This window comes from Serratia sp. PGPR-27 (assembly GCF_022678525.1).
Lineage (GTDB): Bacteria > Pseudomonadota > Gammaproteobacteria > Enterobacterales > Enterobacteriaceae > Serratia > Serratia nematodiphila.
On record NZ_JALBYS010000038.1, the window covers coordinates 18,146 to 38,241 of the forward strand.

The 20,096-nt window shown below is 61.4% G+C and carries 17 protein-coding genes; 5 read left to right on the forward strand and 12 right to left on the reverse strand.

The window, feature by feature from the left end; genetic code table 11:
* A complete protein-coding gene (locus MMS95_RS18970) occupies nt 1-1,251 on the reverse strand; it encodes a nucleoside permease (protein ID WP_015379077.1) in 1,251 nt (416 codons plus the stop codon).
* Nucleotides 1,252-1,332: 81 nt separating this feature from the next.
* Nucleotides 1,333-2,154: a xanthosine phosphorylase gene (gene xapA, locus MMS95_RS18975; RefSeq protein ID WP_004937273.1), complete on the reverse strand. Its 822-nt coding sequence runs from the start codon at nt 2,152-2,154 to the stop codon at nt 1,333-1,335.
* Between the two features lie 137 nt (nt 2,155-2,291).
* Here xapA and MMS95_RS18980 point away from each other — a divergent pair, with 137 nt between their 5' ends.
* Nucleotides 2,292-3,203, forward strand: a complete 912-nt coding sequence (locus MMS95_RS18980) for a LysR family transcriptional regulator (protein WP_075685046.1) — start codon at nt 2,292-2,294, stop codon at nt 3,201-3,203.
* Between the two features lie 17 nt (nt 3,204-3,220).
* Here MMS95_RS18980 and ftsP read toward each other — a convergent pair whose 3' ends face one another.
* The 3 genes from ftsP to parC all read right to left on the reverse strand — a co-directional run bounded on the left by ftsP (nt 3,221) and on the right by parC (nt 8,023).
* The gene (ftsP, locus tag MMS95_RS18985) at nt 3,221-4,636 is read right to left on the reverse strand and encodes a cell division protein FtsP (protein ID WP_004937270.1); all 1,416 of its coding nucleotides are present in this window, start codon (nt 4,634-4,636) and stop codon (nt 3,221-3,223) included.
* A gap of 132 nt (nt 4,637-4,768) precedes the next feature.
* Nucleotides 4,769-5,503 (reverse strand): 1-acylglycerol-3-phosphate O-acyltransferase, encoded by a 735-nt coding sequence (locus MMS95_RS18990; RefSeq protein WP_004937266.1) that lies wholly within the window; start codon nt 5,501-5,503, stop codon nt 4,769-4,771.
* Nucleotides 5,504-5,749: 246 nt separating this feature from the next.
* Nucleotides 5,750-8,023: a DNA topoisomerase IV subunit A gene (parC, locus tag MMS95_RS18995; protein WP_004937261.1), complete on the reverse strand. Its 2,274-nt coding sequence runs from the start codon at nt 8,021-8,023 to the stop codon at nt 5,750-5,752.
* Between the two features lie 325 nt (nt 8,024-8,348).
* Between parC and MMS95_RS19000 the strand changes: the two genes are divergently transcribed.
* Entirely contained in the window at nt 8,349-8,930 is a 582-nt protein-coding gene (locus MMS95_RS19000; RefSeq protein WP_004937260.1) for an NAD(P)H-dependent oxidoreductase, read from the forward strand.
* A gap of 33 nt (nt 8,931-8,963) precedes the next feature.
* A complete protein-coding gene (locus tag MMS95_RS19005; protein ID WP_004937258.1) occupies nt 8,964-9,272 on the forward strand; it encodes a putative quinol monooxygenase in 309 nt (102 codons plus the stop codon).
* An 8-nt stretch (nt 9,273-9,280) separates the two neighbouring features.
* Here the strand turns inward: MMS95_RS19005 and MMS95_RS19010 are convergent, their stop codons facing one another.
* The 6 genes from MMS95_RS19010 to nudF form a co-directional block, all read right to left on the reverse strand.
* Nucleotides 9,281-10,177: a LysR substrate-binding domain-containing protein gene (locus tag MMS95_RS19010; protein WP_015379080.1), complete on the reverse strand. Its 897-nt coding sequence runs from the start codon at nt 10,175-10,177 to the stop codon at nt 9,281-9,283.
* 82 nt (nt 10,178-10,259) lie between these two features.
* Entirely contained in the window at nt 10,260-12,155 is a 1,896-nt protein-coding gene (parE, locus tag MMS95_RS19015) for a DNA topoisomerase IV subunit B (RefSeq protein WP_004937254.1), read from the reverse strand.
* 46 nt (nt 12,156-12,201) lie between these two features.
* Nucleotides 12,202-12,786, reverse strand: a complete 585-nt coding sequence (yqiA, locus tag MMS95_RS19020) for an esterase YqiA (RefSeq protein ID WP_015379081.1) — start codon at nt 12,784-12,786, stop codon at nt 12,202-12,204.
* Nucleotides 12,786-13,613, reverse strand: coding sequence for a 3',5'-cyclic-AMP phosphodiesterase (cpdA, locus tag MMS95_RS19025; RefSeq protein WP_004937250.1), 828 nt, complete (start codon nt 13,611-13,613; stop codon nt 12,786-12,788). The genes yqiA and cpdA overlap by 1 nt, the downstream gene beginning before the upstream one ends.
* A gap of 27 nt (nt 13,614-13,640) precedes the next feature.
* Entirely contained in the window at nt 13,641-14,066 is a 426-nt protein-coding gene (locus MMS95_RS19030) for a DUF1249 family protein (protein WP_004937244.1), read from the reverse strand.
* Entirely contained in the window at nt 14,066-14,698 is a 633-nt protein-coding gene (nudF, locus tag MMS95_RS19035) for an ADP-ribose diphosphatase (RefSeq protein ID WP_004937242.1), read from the reverse strand. Before nudF ends, MMS95_RS19030 begins: the two co-directional genes overlap by 1 nt.
* Nucleotides 14,699-15,045: 347 nt before the next feature.
* Here nudF and hasF point away from each other — a divergent pair, with 347 nt between their 5' ends.
* Together hasF and dhaR are read left to right on the forward strand one after the other, a co-directional pair.
* Nucleotides 15,046-16,563: a multidrug efflux transporter outer membrane subunit HasF gene (gene hasF, locus MMS95_RS19040; protein ID WP_015379082.1), complete on the forward strand. Its 1,518-nt coding sequence runs from the start codon at nt 15,046-15,048 to the stop codon at nt 16,561-16,563.
* Between the two features lie 149 nt (nt 16,564-16,712).
* Nucleotides 16,713-18,662, forward strand: a complete 1,950-nt coding sequence (dhaR, locus tag MMS95_RS19045; protein WP_166445413.1) for a dihydroxyacetone kinase operon transcriptional regulator DhaR — start codon at nt 16,713-16,715, stop codon at nt 18,660-18,662.
* On the opposite strand, the gene dhaM is transcribed toward dhaR, so the two are convergent.
* The gene (gene dhaM, locus MMS95_RS19050) at nt 18,659-20,089 is read right to left on the reverse strand and encodes a dihydroxyacetone kinase phosphoryl donor subunit DhaM (RefSeq protein WP_242142077.1); all 1,431 of its coding nucleotides are present in this window, start codon (nt 20,087-20,089) and stop codon (nt 18,659-18,661) included. The two genes, dhaR and dhaM, sit on opposite strands and share 4 nt — an antisense overlap.
* Nucleotides 20,090-20,096: the final 7 nt, after the last annotated feature.

A 20,096-nucleotide genomic window follows, 5' to 3' on the forward strand; every position in this document is an offset into this window, starting at 1 on the left:
TCACTGCGCCGCCGCCGCGTTCTCCTGCGGCAGGTGGCGATAGTTGAAGCTCAACGCGAACACAATCCCCAGCACCAGCGTATACAGCGCAAACACCAGCCAGATGCTCTGCCAGTCTTTCACGCCGTCATGGCTGAAGAAGTCCACCACCTCACCGCTGGCGAGCGCCCCCAGATAGGCGCCCAAACCGTTCACCATGGTCATGAACAGCCCCTGCGCGCTGGCGCGGATGCGGTGATCGGCCTCCTTCTCGACGAAGATGGCGCCGGAGATATTAAAGAAGTCGAACGCACAGCCGTAGACAATCATCGACAGCAACAGCAGCACGAAACCAAAGCCGACCGGCGTGCCGTACGCCAGGAATAGAAAGCGCAGCGTCCAGGCAGCCATGCTGATCAGCATCACCTGCTTGATGCCGTAACGGCGCAGGAAGAAGGGTATGGTGAGGATAAAGAACACTTCAGAGATCTGCGACAGCGACAGCAGCACCGCCGGATACCGGACGCTGAGGCTGTCCTGATACAGCGGATTGAGCGACAGATCGTGCAGGAACGGGTTGCCGAAGGTATTGGTTATCTGCAGCGCCGCCCCAAGCAACATGGCGAACAGGAAAAACAGCGCCATGCGCCGCTGGCGGAACAACACCAGCGCATCCAGCCCCAACACGCTCACCCAGCTCTTCGACTCGGCCGCGCGGTTGGTCGGGCAGCGCGGCAGCGTCAGCGAGTAGGCGGACAGCAGCAGCGAGGCCGCAGATGCCAGATACAGCTGCAGGTTGCTGAGCTCGATGCGGCTGAAACCGACCAACCACATCGCCAGAATGAACCCCACGGTGCCGTACACCCGCACCGGCGGAAAGTCCCTCACCGTGTCAAAGCCGTGTTTCTCCAGGCAAAAATAGGAAATGGCGTTGGAGAGCGCGATGGTCGGCATATAGACCATGGCATTGAACAGCATCACCCAGAACATCAGCATCGGTTGCTCGACCTGCGCTGCGCAGTACAGCGCCAGCGCCCCGAGCAGGTGGCAAAGCGCATACAGATAGTTGGCCTTCATCCACCGGTCGGCGATGATGCCCGCCAGGCCCGGCATGATCAGCGCCGCAATGCCCTTGGCGCTGTAGACCATCCCCACCTGCATGCCGCTGAAATGCAGCGTGTTGATCATGTAGGAGCCCAGCGTCACCAGCCAGGCGCCCCAGATAAAGAACTGCAGGAAAATCATTACCTTCAATCGTGTTTTTATCGCCATCGCCATCACCTTGTTATTATGCTTTCAACGATGATTGATGCGGCGGGCCCCCTGCAGCCCGCCGCCGGTTTGCTTGCGGTGTTACAGCGTTTTGAACAGCTCGCGGATCAGGCGCATGAAATCGTCCGCCGCCAGCGCCGCGCAGCTGAGCGTTTGTTCGTGAGAAAGAGGCGTATCCGACAGCCCTTCGGCGTAGTTGGTCATCGCGGACACCACCAGCACCTTGAGGCCACAGTGGCGCGCCGTCAGGACCTCCGGCACGATCGACATGCCCACCACGTCGCAGCCCAGGGTCTGCATCATGCGGATCTCCGCCGGCGTTTCGAAGTTCGGCCCGGTGTAGGCGGCGAATACCCCTTCCGCCAGCGGGATGCCCGCGCTTTCGGCCACCGCCGCCAGCCGGGCGCGCAGATCGCGATCGTAGGCGTTCGCCAGGCTGAAGAAGCGCGGCCCGAAGCGATCGTCGTTGGCGCCGACCAGCGGTGATTCCGGCATGAAATTGATGTGATCGGTAATGGCCACCAGGCTGCCCGGCGCCACCGAACGGCGCAGCGAACCGGCGGCATTGGTCGCCAGCAGGAATTCGCAACCCAGCAGTTTGAAGGTGCGCACTGCGGTGGTCATCACCTGCATGCCACGCCCTTCATAGAAATGACCGCGCCCTTTCATGCACAATACCGGCACGCCCTCCAGCTTGCCGGCGACCAGTTGCCCGGCGTGGCCGGCGACGCCGCTCACCGGGAAGCCCGGCAGCTCCGCGTAATCGAGGGTGACGGTTTCGGTCATCACCTCCGCCAGGGCGCCGAGCCCGGAGCCGAGAATCAAGGCCGCTTTCGGCTGGAAACCCGGCAGGCGTGCGCGGACGACATCGGCGCAGGTAAAAGCATCTTCTTGATTAAACATCGTATTCTCTCTTTCAGCGGGGGATAATAAGCCCCATAGTAGAGAGCGAGGCGCGGCCGAGACCAATACATTCTTGGCGGCCGATTTATTCCATTTACCTATAAGTTGAGCTGCGTCACAAGGAGGAGATACCCCGGATGAACCCGCCCCAAGCCCTGCCCGATCCCGGCCGGATTAACTTCCGCCTGCTGCACTATTTCCGCGTGGTGGCGGAAGAGATGAACTTCACCCAGGCGGCGCGGCGGCTGAATATGTCACAGCCGCCGCTCAGCAAACACATCAAAGAGCTGGAGAGTCAGCTTGGCGTCGTGCTATTCAAACGCACCACCCGCTCCATGACGCTGACGCCGGCCGGGCGCACGCTGCTGCGCAACGTCGAGCGGCTGCTGGATCAGGCCGACAGCGCGTTGCATCAGGTGCAACAGATGGGGCGTGGCGAAGGCGGCCACATGGTGGTCGGCATGGTCGGCACCTCGGCCTGGGGCGGCCTGATCGCGGCGCTGCGGCGGTTCAGCGAGCGGAGCGCCGGCGTCACCTGGTCGTTGAACGAGCTGACGCCCAGCCAGCAAATCGCCGCGCTGCAAAAGCGGCATATCGACATCGGGGTCTGGCGAGAGGCGCAGCAGCAGACGCTGCCGGGGTTAACCTGCCAACGGTTGGCAAGCGAGAGCATCGCCGTGGTGCTGCCGCTCGATCATCCGCTGGCGCGGCAGGAAAACATCCCGCTGGCGGCGCTGCAGAACGACAGCTTCATCGTGCTGCCGCCGCATGAGGCCAGCCTGGGGCTGTATCTGCACAATCTGTGTCTGCAGCAGGGATTTCTGCCGGACGTCGCTTATCAGGTCAACGAACCGCAGACCCTGCTGGCGCTGGTGGCGGAAGGCTGCGGCATCACGCTGCTGCCGGACAGCTACGGCCGCATCCCGTGGCCCGGCGTACGCTTTTGCTCGCTGCAACAGGCGCCGCCGGCGGATTTATACGCGGTGTATCGCGCCGACAGCGTCACGCCGGTGGTGCAGGCCTTCCTGGAAATGCTGCGGGCGCCGTAAGCGGCCCACAGCGCAGATTACATCGTCGGCTGCACCATCAGCTGGCCGGCGGTGCCGCGATCGGCCATCTCCAGCGTCTGGCTGTAATACAGGAACGGGAAGTGTTCGGAGGTAGGTTGGTTGAAATACACCAGCAGCTCGACGTCGCCATCAACCCAGACGGTGTCCTTCCAGCCGCGATCTTCCGCCATCGGCTGCGCGCCGTTGACGCGTTTAATCAGGAACTGCACGCCCTGAATATGGAACGCCTGCGGCGTATCCGCGTGAATGTTCCAGCGTTCCCAGGTGCCTTGCTGCGCCTGTACGTCGATGCGGTTCATGTCCCAAATCGCGCCGTTGATGCCGACGCCGCCGTCGCCCAGGCGGAAATCGCGGGTGCGGCTGGCGCTGCCGTCCAACAGCTGATCCGCCAGCAGGCGCATCGGCAGGTTGTCGGTCACCAGTGGCAGCAGGCCGGTCGGGCGCAGCGTCAGCACCTGGGTGGACACCAGAATGCTCGACGGCTCGAACAGGCCGCGCAGGCGATCCATGATGCCCGCCGCTTCACCGGCGGTGATGGTCACCTCCTCGCCCTTCGACATGTCGATCAGCACTTCCCGGCGTTCGCCAGGCGCCAACGACAGCTGCTGCACCGCGACCGGCGCAGGCAGGAAGCCCTGATCGCTGGCAATCACGTTGAACGGCCGCCCGTCGCTGAGCTGCAGGGTATAGCGGCGCGCGTTGGAGGCGTTAAGCAGGCGCAGACGCACCCAGCCGCGCGACACGTCGACATACGGGTTTTGCACGCCGTTGACCAACAGCGTATCGCCGACGAAACCGCCCTGCGACGGTGCATCGTATTGCGGTGTGCCGAAGTTATCGAAGCGTTTGTCCTGAATGATCAGCGGGAAATCGTCGACGCCGTAGTGGTTGGGTAGCGGCAGCGCTTTGCTGACGGCATCTTCCACCAGCCACAGCCCGGCCAGCCCGTTGTAAACGTGCGGCGCCATACGGTTCGGCGTGTTGGCGTGGTACCAGCAGGTGGCCGCCGCCTGACGAATGGGCAGCACCGGCGACCAGTCGACGTTAGGCGACATCATGCGCGGCGCGCCGCCCATCAGCGTGCCTGGCACCTGCAGACCGCTGACGGTCATCGCTACCGGCTCCTGCAGGCGGTTGCTGTAGATCAGTTTGACGTCGTCACCGCTGTAAACCCGCACCGTCGGCCCCAGGTACATGCCGTTGATGCCCCACACCGCCGCTTTACGGTTATCCATAAACGCCCAATGGGCGCGCTGCAAGGTCAGGAACAGCGGCTGACCGCGGCGAGACTCCAGCAGCGGGGGAATGGGTAACGGGGTCTGCGTTCCGCTCGCCTCAGCCCTCAGCGGCACGGCGCCCGCGCACAGCGCCAGGCCCGATGCCTGTAAAAACTGACGTCGACTGAGTGACATATTTTCTCCATGAAAAGCAATAACTAAACCGTGTGCAAAACCCAAACGCCCGCCAATCAAGATTAGCAGGCGTTCAGGCGTTAACGGCGCTGAACGCCAATTAAAACCCTATTCTTTGAAGCTGGTAGACTCTTATTTTTTGGCGGCGTTGCGCTGGGCGACTTCGGCGTCCAATTCGGCGATTTTCGCCTCCATCAGCTCGCGGCAATGGGCCGCCAGCTCACGCACGTTTTCTTTGCCGTATTTGCTGGTATCCACCGGCGCCAACATCTCGACGATCACATGACCGTTATTCCAGCGATTAAGATTTATATTACCGCTGGTGGTGGATACGCAGATCGGCACAATCGGCACGCCGGCGGCAATGGCCGCGTGGAAGGCGCCGGTTTTAAACGGCATCAGCCCACGACCGCGGCTGCGGGTCCCTTCCGGGAACATCCAGATCGAAATGTCTTTCTTTTTGAACTGCTCCGCCACCTGGGCGATGGTGCCGTGCGCCTTGGCGCGATTATCACGATCTATCAGCAGATTACCGGTCAGCCAATACAGCGGGCCGAAAAACGGGATCCACACCAGACTTTTTTTACCGACGGTCACGGTGCGCGGCTGCACGATATTGGAGGCCGTCACCATGTCGTAGTTATTTTGGTGGTTGGCGATATAGATGCAGTTGCCATTGTTGGCCGCATCGGCCGGCACGCGGGTTTCAACCTTGATGCCGAACAGCGTCGACAGGCGGCCGAAAAGATGGCCGAAGGTCGCCACATGGCGAGGGTTGCGCGGGCTGAACAAGCAATAAACAGAACCGAAAATACACACCAGAATACAGAAAAGAGTGGCGAGAACGGCACGCAAAATCAATAACATAACAACCTCATTAGCACACTGCCAACGCAGTTTACTTCGCTGCGCAGATTCCTTTACTCATTATTTGCCGGCCAGGCGGTAAGCACGCCGATGTCGCCTGCATTTCTCGCTATTTTCCTGCCAGGCGGCAGTACGCACAATAATTTTATGCGCAGAAATGTTAACTATTTGGAAAATAAACGCCAGCAAAAATAAATAAGGCGGCCACAGCTCGCTGCGACCGCCCGTTAACGCCGGCGCCAACGCTTACTCTTCGCTGTCGCCGCCCGACGCCCGCACCGGCGCATCCACTTCGACGCGATCGATGCGCTGCAGGCCGCGCGGCAGCTGGGTGCCCTTACGGCCGCGCTCCGCGCGGAACTTCTGCAGATCTTCCGGACGCAGCGTCAGCTTGCGTTTGCCGACGTGCAGCGTGACGGAGGCCTGCGGCGGCAGCACGAACAGCCAGGCCAGCTTGTCTTCACCGGCGGCGGCCTGCGCCGCCGGAATGGAGACGATCTTGTTGCCCTTGCCCTTCGACAGCTGCGGCAGATCGGCGACCGGGAACATCAGCATGCGCCCGGCGGCGGTGATCGACAGCAGCATATCGTCTGCGCCGTGGATCTCCATCGGCGGCAGCGCTCTGGCGTTGTCCGGCAGCGTGATCATCACCTTGCCGGCGCGGTTGCGCGCCACCAGATCGTTGAAGGTGCAAACGAAACCGTAACCGGCGTCTGAGGCCATCAGCAGTTTTTGATCGTCGGCCGCCATCAGCACCTGCTCAATGGTGGCGCCCGGCGGCGGCGTCAGCTTGCCGGTCAACGGCTCGCCCTGCCCACGCGCCGATGGCAGCGTCATCGGATCGAGCGCATAGCTGCGCCCGGTAGAGTCGATAAACACCACCGGCTGGTTGCTCTTGCCGCGCGCCGCGCCGCGGAAGCTGTCGCCGGCCTTGTAGCTCAACCCTGTCGGATCGATGTCGTGGCCCTTGGCGCTGCGCACCCAGCCCATTTCCGACAGCACGATGGTCACCGGCTCGGACGGCACGAAGTCGTGCTCGCTCATCGCCTTGGCTTCCGCGCGCTCGGTCAGCGGCGAACGGCGATCGTCGCCGTAGGTTTGCGCGTCGGCCTGGATCTCTTTCTTAATCAGCGTATTCAGCTTGCGCTCGGACGCCAGCAGCGCCTGCAGTTGATCGCGCTCTTTCGCCAGCTCGTCCTGCTCACCGCGGATCTTGACCTCTTCCAGCTTGGCCAGGTGACGCAGTTTCAGCTCGAGGATCGCTTCCGCCTGGGTATCGGAGATGCCGAAACGCTGCATCAGCACCGGCTTCGGCTCATCCTCGCTGCGGATGATGTGGATCACCTCGTCGATATTGAGGAACGCCACCAGCAAACCTTCGAGGATATGCAAACGCTTGAGCACCTTCTCGAGGCGGTAGTTCAGGCGGCGGCGCACCGTATCGCGACGATAGGCCAGCCATTCGGTGAGGATCTCCACCAGCCCTTTAACCTGCGGGCGGTTGTCCAGACCGATCATGTTCATGTTGATGCGGTAGCTGCGTTCCAGATCGGTGGTGGCGAACAGGTGATTCATCACCTGCTCCAGATCGATGCGGTTGGAACGCGGCACGATCACCAGACGCGTCGGATTTTCGTGGTCGGATTCATCGCGCAGATCCTCGACCATCGGCAGCTTCTTGGCGCGCATCTGGCTGGCGATCTGCTCCAGCACCTTGGCGCCGGAGACCTGATGCGGCAAGGCGGTGATCACCGCGCTGCCGTCCTCTTTCTTCCACACGGCGCGCATGCGCACCGAGCCGCGGCCGCTCTGGTAAATTTTGCGAATTTCATCGCGCGGGGTAATGATCTCGGCTTCGGTCGGGAAGTCCGGCCCCTGCACGAACTCGAGCAGGTCATCGAGCGAGGCGCCCGGCTTGTCGAGCAGCGCCACTGCCGCAGCGGCGACCTCGCGCACGTTGTGCGGCGGAATGTCGGTCGCCATGCCGACCGCGATGCCGGTGGTGCCGTTCAGCAGGATGTTCGGCAGACGCGCCGGCAGCATCTTCGGCTCTTGCAGCGTGCCGTCAAAGTTCGGGATCCAGTCGACCGTGCCCTGGCCCAGTTCGGCCAGCAAGACCTCGGCGTATTTGGACAGGCGCGATTCGGTATAACGCATCGCCGCGAACGACTTGGGATCGTCCGGCGCACCCCAGTTCCCCTGGCCGTCCACCAGCGGATAGCGATACGAGAACGGCTGCGCCATCAGCACCATGGCTTCATAACACGCGCTGTCGCCATGCGGGTGATACTTACCCAGCACGTCGCCCACGGTGCGGGCGGATTTCTTGAATTTGGCGCTGTTGGTCAGCCCCAGCTCAGACATGGCGTAGATGATGCGGCGTTGTACCGGCTTCAAACCGTCGCCAATGTACGGCAACGCCCGATCCATGATGACGTACATGGAATAGTTCAGATAGGCGTTTTCAGTGAATGTGTGCAGCGGTAAACGCTCTACACCGTCATGAGTCAGATCACTCATTACTCAATTATCCTCAGACCGTGGCTTGGCAATCCCTTGGACGACAAAAGGCATCGCTTGTCGATTCTGCCCGCGATAGTAACCCATCTGCGGGGTAGCTGTCACAGTTGGCGCAAGGATCGCCGGCGACGGCCGATTGCGCGATGCGGTTTATGCAAAATTTAGCTACCTGGCGGCCTCTTTATTGACTGACAGTCAACACTGTTGTGCGCTGGATCGCATTTTTACTTGCCTGACTCACGATTACACTCGTCACCAGCGAGATGGTTTCCGCCTTTTCCGCGGGAAGCATGCCATATCTTAACACTGACGGGAGCCGCGAAAGATGAGCAATATCCTGATTATCAACGCTAAAAAACAATTCGGCCATTCCAACGGCGAACTCAACCAAACCCTGAGCGACGTGGCGGAAAGCTTCCTGCGCGATCTGCAGCACGATGTGCAGGTCACCGTGGTCGACGACGGCTATGACATCGAAGCCGAAGTACAGAAATACCTGTGGGCCGACGCGATCATCTATCAGATGCCGGGCTGGTGGATGGGCGAACCTTGGATCCTGAAAAAATACATCGATGAAGTGTTCACCGCCGGTCACGGCAGCCTGTATGCCAACGACGGGCGCTCTCGTTCTGACGAAAGCAAAAAATATGGCTCCGGCGGCCTGATCCAGGGCAAAAAATACCTGCTGAGCCTGACCTGGAACGCCCCGATGGAGGCCTTCACCGATCCCGATCAGTTCTTCCACGGCGTCGGCGTCGACGGCGTTTACCTGCACTTCCACAAGGCCAACCAGTTCCTGGGAATGGAAGCGCTGCCGACCTTTATCTGCAATAACGTGATAAAACAACCGGATATCGAAGCGGACATCGCACGTTATCGCGAGCATTTGGCGAAAATTTTTGCTTAACTGACGCAGAACATTCTCATCAACGAGGCAGACATGATCACCGTAATCGCAGAAATCAAAGTGAAACCCGGCCACCGCGCCACCGTACTGCAAGCCATTGAAAAACTGGTGCCGCTGGTGCTGGCGGAAGACGGCTGCGGCGAATATACGCCGATGGTCGACAGCAATACCCAGGCCCCCTGGCAGAAACGGTCGCCGGATTCGGTGTTCATGCTGGAGAAATGGGAAAGCATGGCGCATCTGGAAAAACACCTGGCCATTGAGCACATGCTCAAACACCGCGAGACTATCAAGGACAGCGTGCTGGACACCGAGATCTACATCCTGGAAAACGCCCTGTAAGCTCCGCCTTATAACGTCTGCGCGTCGATGTGCGCGCTGACGTAGTCAAGAAAACAGGTGATGCGCGCCGCCAATTGCGTATTGCGGTAATACACCGCGTTGATCGGCTGGCGCACGTCCAGCGTCTCCTGCTCCAGCAACGTCACCAACTTGCCGGCTTCCCGATCGCGACGGGTCATAAAGTCTGCCAGCTGTACGATCCCCTCGCCCTGCAGCGCCAATTGCCGCAGCGTTTCACCGCTGGACGCAGAGATCGTCGGCGTGATGGCGAAATGCGGCGCCTGGCGATAGCGCAACGGCCACTGGTTCAGCGACTCCGGCTGGGTAAAACCGAGCAGACAATGCCGATGCAACTCCTCCACGCTCTGCGGCGTGCCGTGCTGCTGCAGATAAGCCGGGCTGGCGAGGATGCGCAGCCGGCTGGCGCCCAGCGCGCGCGCATGAATGGTCGAATCACGCAACGCCCCGATGCGAATGGCAATATCCGTGCGTTTTTCCAGCAGATCGATAATCAGGTTGTCGGTGTTCAGCTCGAGCGAAATTTGCGGATAACGTTCTCTGAATCCCGCCACCAGCGGCACGATGACGTGCTCCATAAAAGGTGCGGCCGCATTGATCCGCAGCCGCCCGGCGGGCATTTGCCGGCGCACCGCCATTTGCTCTTCGGCATTTTCCACCGAGCTGATGATCGTACGCGCATGGTTCAGGAAACTCAGCCCCTCTTCGGTCAGCTCCAAACGACGCGTCGTGCGGCGCATCAGGGTGGTATCGAGCTTATTCTCCAGGCGGCTGAGCGCGCGGCTGATGCCGGATGTTGTCTGGCCGAGCCGATCGGCGGCGGCGGTGATAGAACCGCTGTCGACCACCGAGGTGAACGCCAGCAATTCTTCGAGCGTGATCTTCATGCATTCCGGCCCAGGTTATCGGGCGCCGCATGAACGCCCTGCGGGAAAGCCGGCCCGGCGTTTCGCCGGGCCAGGGTCAGGCTCAGACCGCCAATTCGGCCATGTCGCCCTTGTCTTGCAGCCAGTTGCGGCGATCTTCCGAACGCTTCTTGGCCAACAGCATGTCCATCACCGCCAGCGTCTGATCGACGTCATCTTCCGCCACCGTCAGTTGCACCAGACGGCGGGTGTTCGGATCGAGGGTGGTTTCGCGCAGCTGCAGCGGGTTCATCTCGCCCAGCCCTTTAAAGCGCTGCACGTTCGGCTTGCCCTTCTTGCGCTTCAGCTGTTCCAGCACGCCGGCTTTCTCTTCTTCATCCAGCGCGTAGAACACTTCTTTACCGAGATCGATGCGATACAGCGGCGGCATGGCGACATAGACGTGGCCGCCTTTCACCAGCGAACGGAAGTGGCGCACGAACAGCGCGCACAGCAGCGTGGCGATATGCAGGCCGTCGGAGTCCGCATCCGCCAGGATGCAGATTTTGCCGTAGCGCAATTGGCTGAGATCTTCGCTGTCCGGATCGATGCCGATCGCCACGGAAATGTCGTGCACTTCCTGCGAGGCCAGCACTTCGTCCGAGGACACTTCCCAGGTATTCAGGATCTTGCCCTTCAGCGGCATGATCGCCTGATATTCGCGATCGCGCGCCTGCTTGGCCGATCCGCCCGCCGAATCCCCTTCCACCAGGAACAGTTCGGTCATGGCCAGATCCTGCGAGGTGCAGTCCGCCAGCTTGCCCGGCAGCGCCGGCCCGCTGGTCAGCTTCTTGCGCACCACTTTCTTGGCGGCGCGCAGGCGGCGCTGGGCGCTGGAGATCGCCAGCTCGGCCAGCTGTTCCGCCGCCTGAACGTTCTGGTTCAGCCACAGGCTGAAGGCGTCTTTCACCACGCCGGAAACGAAGGCCGCGCACTGACGCGAGGAGAGACGCTCTTTGGTCTGCCCGGCGAACTGCGGATCCTGCATCTTCACCGACAGCACGTAGGCACAGCGATCCCAGATATCCTCCGCCGACAGCTTCACGCCACGCGGCAGAATATTGCGGAATTCGCAGAACTCGCGCATCGCGTCCAGCAACCCCTGACGCAGGCCGTTGACGTGGGTGCCGCCCTGCATGGTCGGGATCAGGTTGACGTAGCTTTCGGTCAGCAGCTCGCCGCCTTCCGGCAGCCACAGCAGCGCCCAGTCCACCGCTTCGGTGTCACCGGCGAAGTTGCCGACGAACGGCGCTTCCGGCAGGGTGATCAGGCCGTTAACTGCTTCCATCAGGTAGTCGGTCAGGCCGTCCTGGTAACACCAGCGCTGCTCGGTGTTGTTCACCTTATCGATGAAATAGATCTCGACGCCGGGGCACAGCACTGCTTTGGCTTTCAGCAGGTGAGTCAGGCGCGATACCGAGAAACGCGGGCTGTCGAAGAACTGTTCGTCGGGCCAGAAGTGCACGCTGGTGCCGGTGTTGCGTTTGCCGCAGGTGCCGGTCACCGTCAGATCTTGCACTTTGTCGCCGTTTTCGAAGGCGATGCTGTAAACGTTGCCGTCGCGGCGCACGTTGACTTCCACCCGCTTCGACAGGGCGTTGACCACCGAGATGCCCACGCCGTGCAGGCCGCCGGAGAACTGGTAGTTTTTATTCGAGAATTTACCGCCGGCGTGCAGCCGACACAGGATCAACTCAACCGCCGGCACGCCCTCTTCCGGGTGGATGTCCACCGGCATGCCGCGGCCGTCGTCGATCACTTCCAGCGACTGATCGGCGTGCAGGATCACGTCGATGCGCTTGGCGTGACCGGCCAACGCTTCGTCGACGCTGTTATCGATCACCTCTTGGCCGAGGTGGTTTGGGCGCGTCGTGTCGGTATACATGCCGGGACGACGGCGCACTGGTTCTAGACCGCTGAGTACTTCAATGGCATCAGCGTTATAGCTGGATTGAGTCATCGTTGATTATTTTTTCGTGGTTAAAGGGAGGTGCCGGAACGGCCCGTCAGACCGCGTTTAGCCCTAAAAAATCCACAATCTGGGGGAAGTAGTGCTCGAAACCGACGAAGGCGTGGTTTCCACCCGACTCCACCGTTTGCCGACACGCGGTGTAATACGCCACTGCCTGGCCGTAATCGAGAATTTCATCGCCCGTTTGCTGCAGCAGCCAGATTAAATCCGGCGACTCCAAAGGATCGATCTGCATCACTTTCAGATCGTAAACGTGCCGAGACTCTAACACATATTGCTGGCCGGTGTAGGGGTTCTCGTTGGCGCCGAGGTAGTCGACCAGCAGCTCAAACGGCTTGACCGCCGGGTTGACCACCACCGCCGGCAGGGAAAAACACTGCGACAGCCAGGTGGCGTAATAGCCGCCCAGCGATGAGCCGACCAGCCCGAGCGTTTGCCCGGCGCGTTCCAGCACCAGATTTTCCAGCATCTCGGCGGCCTCCGCCGGAAAGGCCGGCAGCTGCGGCACCAGCATCTCGATATCGGGATGGTGTTCGGCCAGCCAGGCCTTGAAGGCCACCGCCTTGGCAGACTGCGGCGAGCTGTTGAAACCGTGCAGGTAGAGCAGTGTCGAAGGCATCAGTATCCATCCGAGTCCATATCGGGGCGGAAATCGTCGTTTTCCAGTCGGAACACCTGCGTCTCGACGCGGCCGTCCGGCAGCAGATCGAGGTAGCGCCAGCCGGGGGAAACGTCATCGATGGTGAAGTTCGTGCAGTGCGGCTTGAATTGCACGCAGGTAGACGGCGTCGCCAACAGACGCCGCCCCTGCCATTCCAGATCCAGATCCTGGTGAATGTGCCCGCACACCACGGTATTCACTTTCGGATAACGCAGCAGGATCGCGCCCAGCATATGCGGGTTGCGCAGGCTGTGCTGATCGAGCCAGGTACAGCCGGAAGGCAACGGATGATGGTGCAGCAGCAACAGCGTATAGCGCTCGGGGTGAGCCTGCAGGCAGCGCTCCATCCACTCCAGCTGGTATTCGCTCAATTCGCCGTGCGGCACGCCGAACACCTGGCTGTCCAGCATCAGCACTTGCCAGTTATCGCCCAGCAGCACCTGTTTGGAAGGCGCGATGCCCGCGGCGGCCAATGCGTCGACCATCGCCGGTTGAAAATCGTGGTTGCCCGGCAGCCACACGCAGGGGGCCGGCAGTTGCGCGATGCCGGCGGCGAAGTGGCGGTACGCCTCTTGCGAATGATCCTGCGCCAAATCTCCCGTGGCGACGATCAAATCGACGTCGCGGCGCTGCGCCTGGATGGCGTCCAGCACCGCGTGATAGCTGCGATAGGTATTGATGCCGAGCAACGTCTCGTGTTCGCCGGCAAAAAGGTGGGTATCTGTTATTTGTAGAATCCTGACCGCGGCCCCACTCGCCACGGGCAGTTTAAACAGGCTTTCCAAATGGTGTCCTTTGTTATTTCAGTCTGTCTAACAAACCGGAACCGCCATCGCTCCATGCGCCAAACAGTAGCGCAGCCAATCAGCAAGAAACTGGTTAATTTGATGCTTTTCGTCGCGTTGATGCAACTTTTTATTAGGATAATCATAACGCGCTTTAAAGCGGTAGATCTGCTGACTGGAACACACTTCCGCAACCATGGCGTCATGGTACAACCGCACCGTCATCGCGGGCAGGCTCCAGTAGCTGACCGCCGGAAAGATCTGCTCGATCTCCACCAGCGACGTGTAACGCGTGGACTCAACGATGGTCAAACGATAGCCGGCGCCGTTCACCTGATAAGTCACCGTTTCGCCCGCTTCGTCGTTGCGCGGCAGCAAGCGGCGCAATTGCGCGAAGTTGGTTTCGCACAATCTCATCATTTCGGGGAAATCAGGGGTATAGCGCTGTTTCATTAGTTGGCCCACTCTTTTCTCAACGATTCATGGTGCAACGCCAGCCATTGCAATGCAATCACTGATGCGGCGTTATCGATCGCGCCTTCCTCAACCCAGCGGTAAGCCTGTTCGCGGCTGACCACATGAACGCGGATATCTTCATGTTCTTCCGCCAGGCCGTGGATGCCCTCGGCGGTGCCGGCGTCCACTTCGCCGACCATGATCGACAAACGTTCGCTGGTGCCGCCGGGGCTGGCCAGATAGCTCAGCACCGGTTTGCAGCGCCCGACCACCACGCCGGCCTCTTCCTGCGCTTCGCGGCGGCACACGTCCTCAACGCTTTCACCGGTTTCGATCATACCCGCCACCATTTCCAGCAGCCAGGGCGAATTACTGGTATCGACCGCGGCGATGCGCAGTTGTTCAATCAGCACAACCTCGTCGCGCACCGGATCGTAGGGCAGCAGCACCGCCGCATGGCCGCGCTCGAAAATTTCACGCGTGATTTCAGGGCTCATTTCGCCATTGAACAACCGATGGCGAAACCGGTATAAATTGAGTGAAAAAAAACCACGGTACAGCGTCTCGCGTGCAATAATTTCTACATCTTTTTTATCGAAAGTAACGGGCGATGGCTGCGAACGGTTCATGCGCGAATTCTCCTGCTTGAGTATGCCGATAAAATAAACGGTTTTGATGACAGAAACAGCGGGACTCTCCGCCGCGGCTTTATGTTAGGCTGTTTTTCGCCGCCGGATGCGGCACGTTTGTGCGCTCGCAGGTAATAGCGGGAAACAATCCGGATTGTCAGCCATAATATCAGCTGCAGTCGACCCGGGCAGTACGCCAAGGTAAATGGGCGGTCTGAAAGGTAAAAGTTACGTGAGATGGCACATTCAGCCACCTGATGCGTACCTCAGACTCTGCTAGAATCGGCAACTATTTCGTCTATCGTCAGCGCTAACATAGCAATATTGCTGCACAACAAGGAATGCAAATGAAGAAACTGCTCCCCCTTCTTATCGGACTGAGCCTGGGCGGCTTCAGTGCAATGAGCCAGGCAGAGAACCTGCTGCAGGTCTACAAACAGGCCAGGGAAAGTAACCCGGATCTGCGCAAAAGTGCAGCTGACCGCGACGCCGCATTCGAAAAGATCAATGAAGCGCGCAGCCCGTTGCTGCCGCAGCTCGGTTTAACCGCAGGTTACGATTACACCAACGGCTATCGTGACAGCAATGGCGTTAACAGCAACGTGACCAGCGGTTCGTTGGCGCTGACGCAAACCATCTTCGACATGTCGAAATGGCGCCAGCTGACGCTGCAGGAAAAGACCGCCGGCATCTCCGACGTTACCTTCCAGACAGCGGAACAGCAGCTTATTCTCAACACGGCGACCGCTTACTTCAACGTGCTGAAAGCGATCGATACGCTGTCCTATACCCAGGCGCAGAAAGACGCGGTATACCGCACGCTGGATCAAACCACCCAGCGCTTCAACGTGGGCCTGGTGGCGATCACCGACGTGCAGAACGCCCGCTCGAACTATGACACCGTGCTGGCGGCGGAAGTCTCCGCCCGCAACGATCTGGACAACGCGTTGGAAACGCTGCGTCAGGTCACCGGCACCTTCTACCCCGAACTGGCCTCGCTGAACACCGATCGCTTCAGCACCCAGCGCCCGGAAGCGGTGAACAACCTGCTGAAAGAAGCGGAAGCGCGCAACCTGAGCCTGCTGTCCGCCCGTCTGAGCCAGGATCTGGCGCGCGAGCAAATCCGCGCAGCCCAAACCGGCTATATGCCGACGATTGACGTCAGCGCGTCAACCGGCATCAGCAATACCAAATACAACGGCTCCAATACCGGTGGCGCGAATGCCGCACGCTACAGCGACTCCGATGCGGGCCAAAATAAGGTCGGCATCAGCTTCAACCTGCCGCTGTACAGCGGCGGCGCGACCAATTCGCAGGTGAAACAAGCGCAGTACGGCTTTGTCGGCGCCAGCGAGCAGTTGGAAAGCTCACACCGCAGCGTGGTGCAGACCGTTCGTTCGTCGTTCAACAACGTTAACGCTTCGATCAGCAGCATCAACGCCTACAAACAGGCGGTGATCTCCGCGCAAAGCTCCCTGGACGCGATGGAAGCCGGTTATCAGGTCGGTACCCGCACCATCGTCGACGTGCTGGACGCCACCACCACGCTGTATAACGCCAAACGTCAGCTGTCCGACGCGCGTTATACCTATCTGATCAACCAGCTGAACATCAAGTCGGCGCTCGGCACGCTGAACCAGAACGATCTGCTGCTGCTGAACGGCGCGTTGGGCAAGCCGGTATCGACCGCGCCTGACGCCGTCGCACCGCAAAACCGCGCGCAGGACGCCTATGCAGACGGCTATCAGGACAATGCGCCGATGCAACAGACTGCGGCGCCAGCGCCGGTGGCCACTCGCGCATCCGCGCCGGCCGTTACCACCAGCCAACCGGCTCGCCACAGCGGCAACCCATTCCGCAACTGATGTCCACACGCTGACAAACACGGGGTCCGGCCTGCGCCGCGCCCCGTTTTTTTTGCCTCGATTTCGCCACTTCTGCCCGCCGCCTCACAGCCGCCGCTGCGCCAGGTGATATCATCGTCACTCTCGTTTTCGCAGTTGGATGAGGTTCGATGGACAACGATTCACGCTGGCAGCAACTGATTAACGACGGCGAACTGCCGCCGCCGCTGCGCCCGACGCCGGCGGTGTATGCCTCCTGGCTGCGCTGCCGCAGCCTGATGCAGCCTGATGTCTGGCAAGCGCCGCACCGCGCGCAGGGCGCGACCTTCGAATCGATTTGCCGCCGCAAGAACGATCTACTGACGCTCGGCCAGGCGGCGCTGGAAGACGCCTGCGAATACATGGAGCCGCGGCGTTGCCTGCTGATGATCCTCGACGAGAGCGGCTGCATGCTGTGGCGCTGCGGCGACGCCCAAACCTGGGAGACTCTGCAGCAACTGGGATTCGCCCCCGGCGCTTACTGGGCCGAGGGACAGATCGGCACCAATGCCCCGGCGCTGGCGGCGGCGGAAGGCCACCCGGTGCGGGTGAGCGGTGAAGAACACGTGCGCCGGGCGCTGCACGGCTGGTCGTTCTGCGCCACGCCGGTCTACGACAACAGCGGCCGCCAGCGCGGCTCGATCGCCCTGGGTTGCCTGCTGGCCGACAGCGCCGCCGGCGATCTGTCGCTGACGCTGGCCATCGCCCGCGAAATAGGCAACTCGCTGAACGCCGACGGCCTGCTGGCGGAATCCAACCGCCATCTGAATCAGCTTTACGGGCTGCTGGACGGCGTGGACGACGGCGTGATGGCCTGGGATCATCGCGGCTACCTGCAATACATCAACCAGCGCGCCGCCGGCCTGCTAAAACTGGACGAGCAGCAGAGCCAGGGCAAACCGCTGGCGCAGTTGCTGACGCTGCCCGCTCTGCTCAAGCGCGCCATCGCCGATCGGCAACCGCTGCAACACGTCGAAGTCACCTTCGAAAGCCAGCGGCAATTTATCGCCGCCTTGCTGACGCTCAAGCCGATTTTCGACGGCGATCGCTGCAGTTTCATCGCCCTGCTGCACCCGCTCGAACGGCTGCGCCAATATGTCAGCAGCCAGCTGGGGCGCGTCAGCCACAGCTTCGAGCAGATGCCCTCCGCCTCGCTGGAGATGCGGCGGCTGATCCGTTACGGCCAGCAGGCGGCCAAAGGCCAGCATCCGATCCTGCTGCGCGGGGAGGAAGGCGTCGGCAAAGAGCTACTCAGCCAGGCCATCCACAACGCCGGCGAACGCGCCGCCGGGCCGTATATCGCCCTCAACTGCCAACTGCTGCCGCAGGCGCAGGGGCTGCGTGAGCTGCTGGGCAGCGACGCCAGCGAAGAAGAGGCGGGCCAGCTCAGCAAATTCGAATTGGCCAACGGCGGTACGCTGTACCTCGAACAGATCGAATACCTGCCGGCGGAGATGCAGTCGGCGTTGCTGCAGGTGCTGAAAACCGGCGTGGTGATCCGCCTCAATTCCAGCCGGGTGATCCCGGTCGATGTGCGGGTGATCGCCGGCAGCGCCGCCGATCTGCCGCTGCTGGTGCAGCAAAACCGCTTCCGCCGCCAGCTGTTTTACAGCCTGCAGGCGTTCGAGATCCAGATCCCGCCGCTGCGCCAGCGGCTGAGCGATATTCCGCTGCTGGTCAAACACCATTTGCGCACGCTGGAGCAGCATTTCCAGTGTCGCTTTCGGGTGGATGACGAAGTGATGGCCCAGCTGGCTCTCTACCTGTGGCCGGGCAACGATTTGGAGCTGAAAGGAGTGGTGGAGCGCGCGGCGATGATTTGCCACGGCCACCACATCCAGCTGGCGGATCTGCCGGCGCACCTGCTCGGCCAGCCGTCGCTGCTGGAAAGCGATCCGCAGCCCGGCGCACCGCTGTTGACGCTGACAGACATGGAACGCCAGGCGATCCTGCGCGCAGCGACCGTCAGCCGCGGCCAGCTGACGGAAATGGCGCAGCTGCTGGGCATAGGCCGCACCACGCTGTGGCGGAAGATCAAACAGCACGGGATCGACATCCGCCAGTTCAAGCTGCGCGCCTAGTGGCTGAGCTGCAATACCCCGCGCGCGGCGTCCAGCATCGCCTTCTGCCCGCTGCGGGTTTTGCTCAGGCAATCCTGCATGCCGACCACCATCGGAATGCCCATCGCCTTCGCCAAAATGGCGCTGTGCGACAGGGCATTGCCGCCACTCAGACAGATGCCGAGCACCAGCCGCCTGTCGAGCATCACCACCTCCGAAGGCATCAGTTCGTCCATCACCAATATTGACGGTTCTGTCAGCGCAATAACCGGCAGCGGCAGCCCCTGCAGATGGCACAGCGTGCGGCGCAGCATGTCGCGCACGTCCAGTTCGCGCGCCCGCATGTAGTCGTCATCCAGCTCGCGGTACTCTTCGGCGATCGCCTCCAGCACCTGTCGCCAGGCCTGCTCGGCGCTGCACAGCTGTTGCGCGATGCGGGTGTAAGCCGCCTGCTGCAGATCCGGATCGTCCAGCAGCATGCTGTGGGCGCCGAAGATCGCCGCCTGCGGCTTGCCGATCAGCGTGCCGGTGCGTTCCGCCAGCCGGTTCAGATCGCTCAGCGTATGCTGTAGCGCCTCCCGCAGGCGTTGCTGTTCGCCCAATACCTCGTCCGCGCCGATGCGCCGCTCGGACGTGGGTGGCCAGAAGCTGTAAGCCTGGAACACCGGCCCGCTGGTGACGCTTTCCGCCACCGGAATACCGTGCAGCGAAGGCTGCTGCCGCTCGGAGACCGTCTCGCCAAAATGCTGCTCCGCCAACGCTTTGAACGCCGCCAGCGCCTCGTCCGCCTGCGCGCCGTCGGCGATCAAACGGATGGTGTCGCCGTGACGCACCTGCAGCAGCGCCAGCTGATTGAGGCTGCGCGGATCGACGCACTGCCCCTGCTTTTCCAGCACCAGCTCGGCCTTGAACGGCGCCAGCGTCTCGACCAGCCGCGCCGCCGGGCGCGCATGCAACCCGTGCGGATTCTGCACCGTCCAGGTTGCGCTTTTGCCCTGCGCCAGCGGCAAGGCCACGGTTTTCGCCGTAGGTGAAGCCTCGCCCAGCTGTGCCTGTTTGCCCTGCAGCGCCCCCTGCGCCTCCGCTACCACCTGCTCCAGTGAGGCGCCGGAGTTGGCGGCAACCACCGCCGCCAGCGTGCCTTCAACCAGCGGCGCCGCACACAGCCTCACTTTGGCGGCCAGACCCGGGTCCAGCAGATCGAGCGCGGTTTCGGCACTGAGCAGCGCGCTGCCCAGATCCATCAGCACCAGAACGCCATCGCCGTCGGCGACCGCTTCGATCGCCTCCATCACTTTGACCGCGTCGGTGCCGATCGGGTGCTGCTCGTCATCCACACCCGCCGCCAGCGCCAGTTTGCAGCCGTCGCCGCGCATCATCTGCCGCGCCAACTGCTCAACGCCGCGCGCCAGCAACGCGCTGTGCGAAACCACCACGATATTAATCATCTCGCCT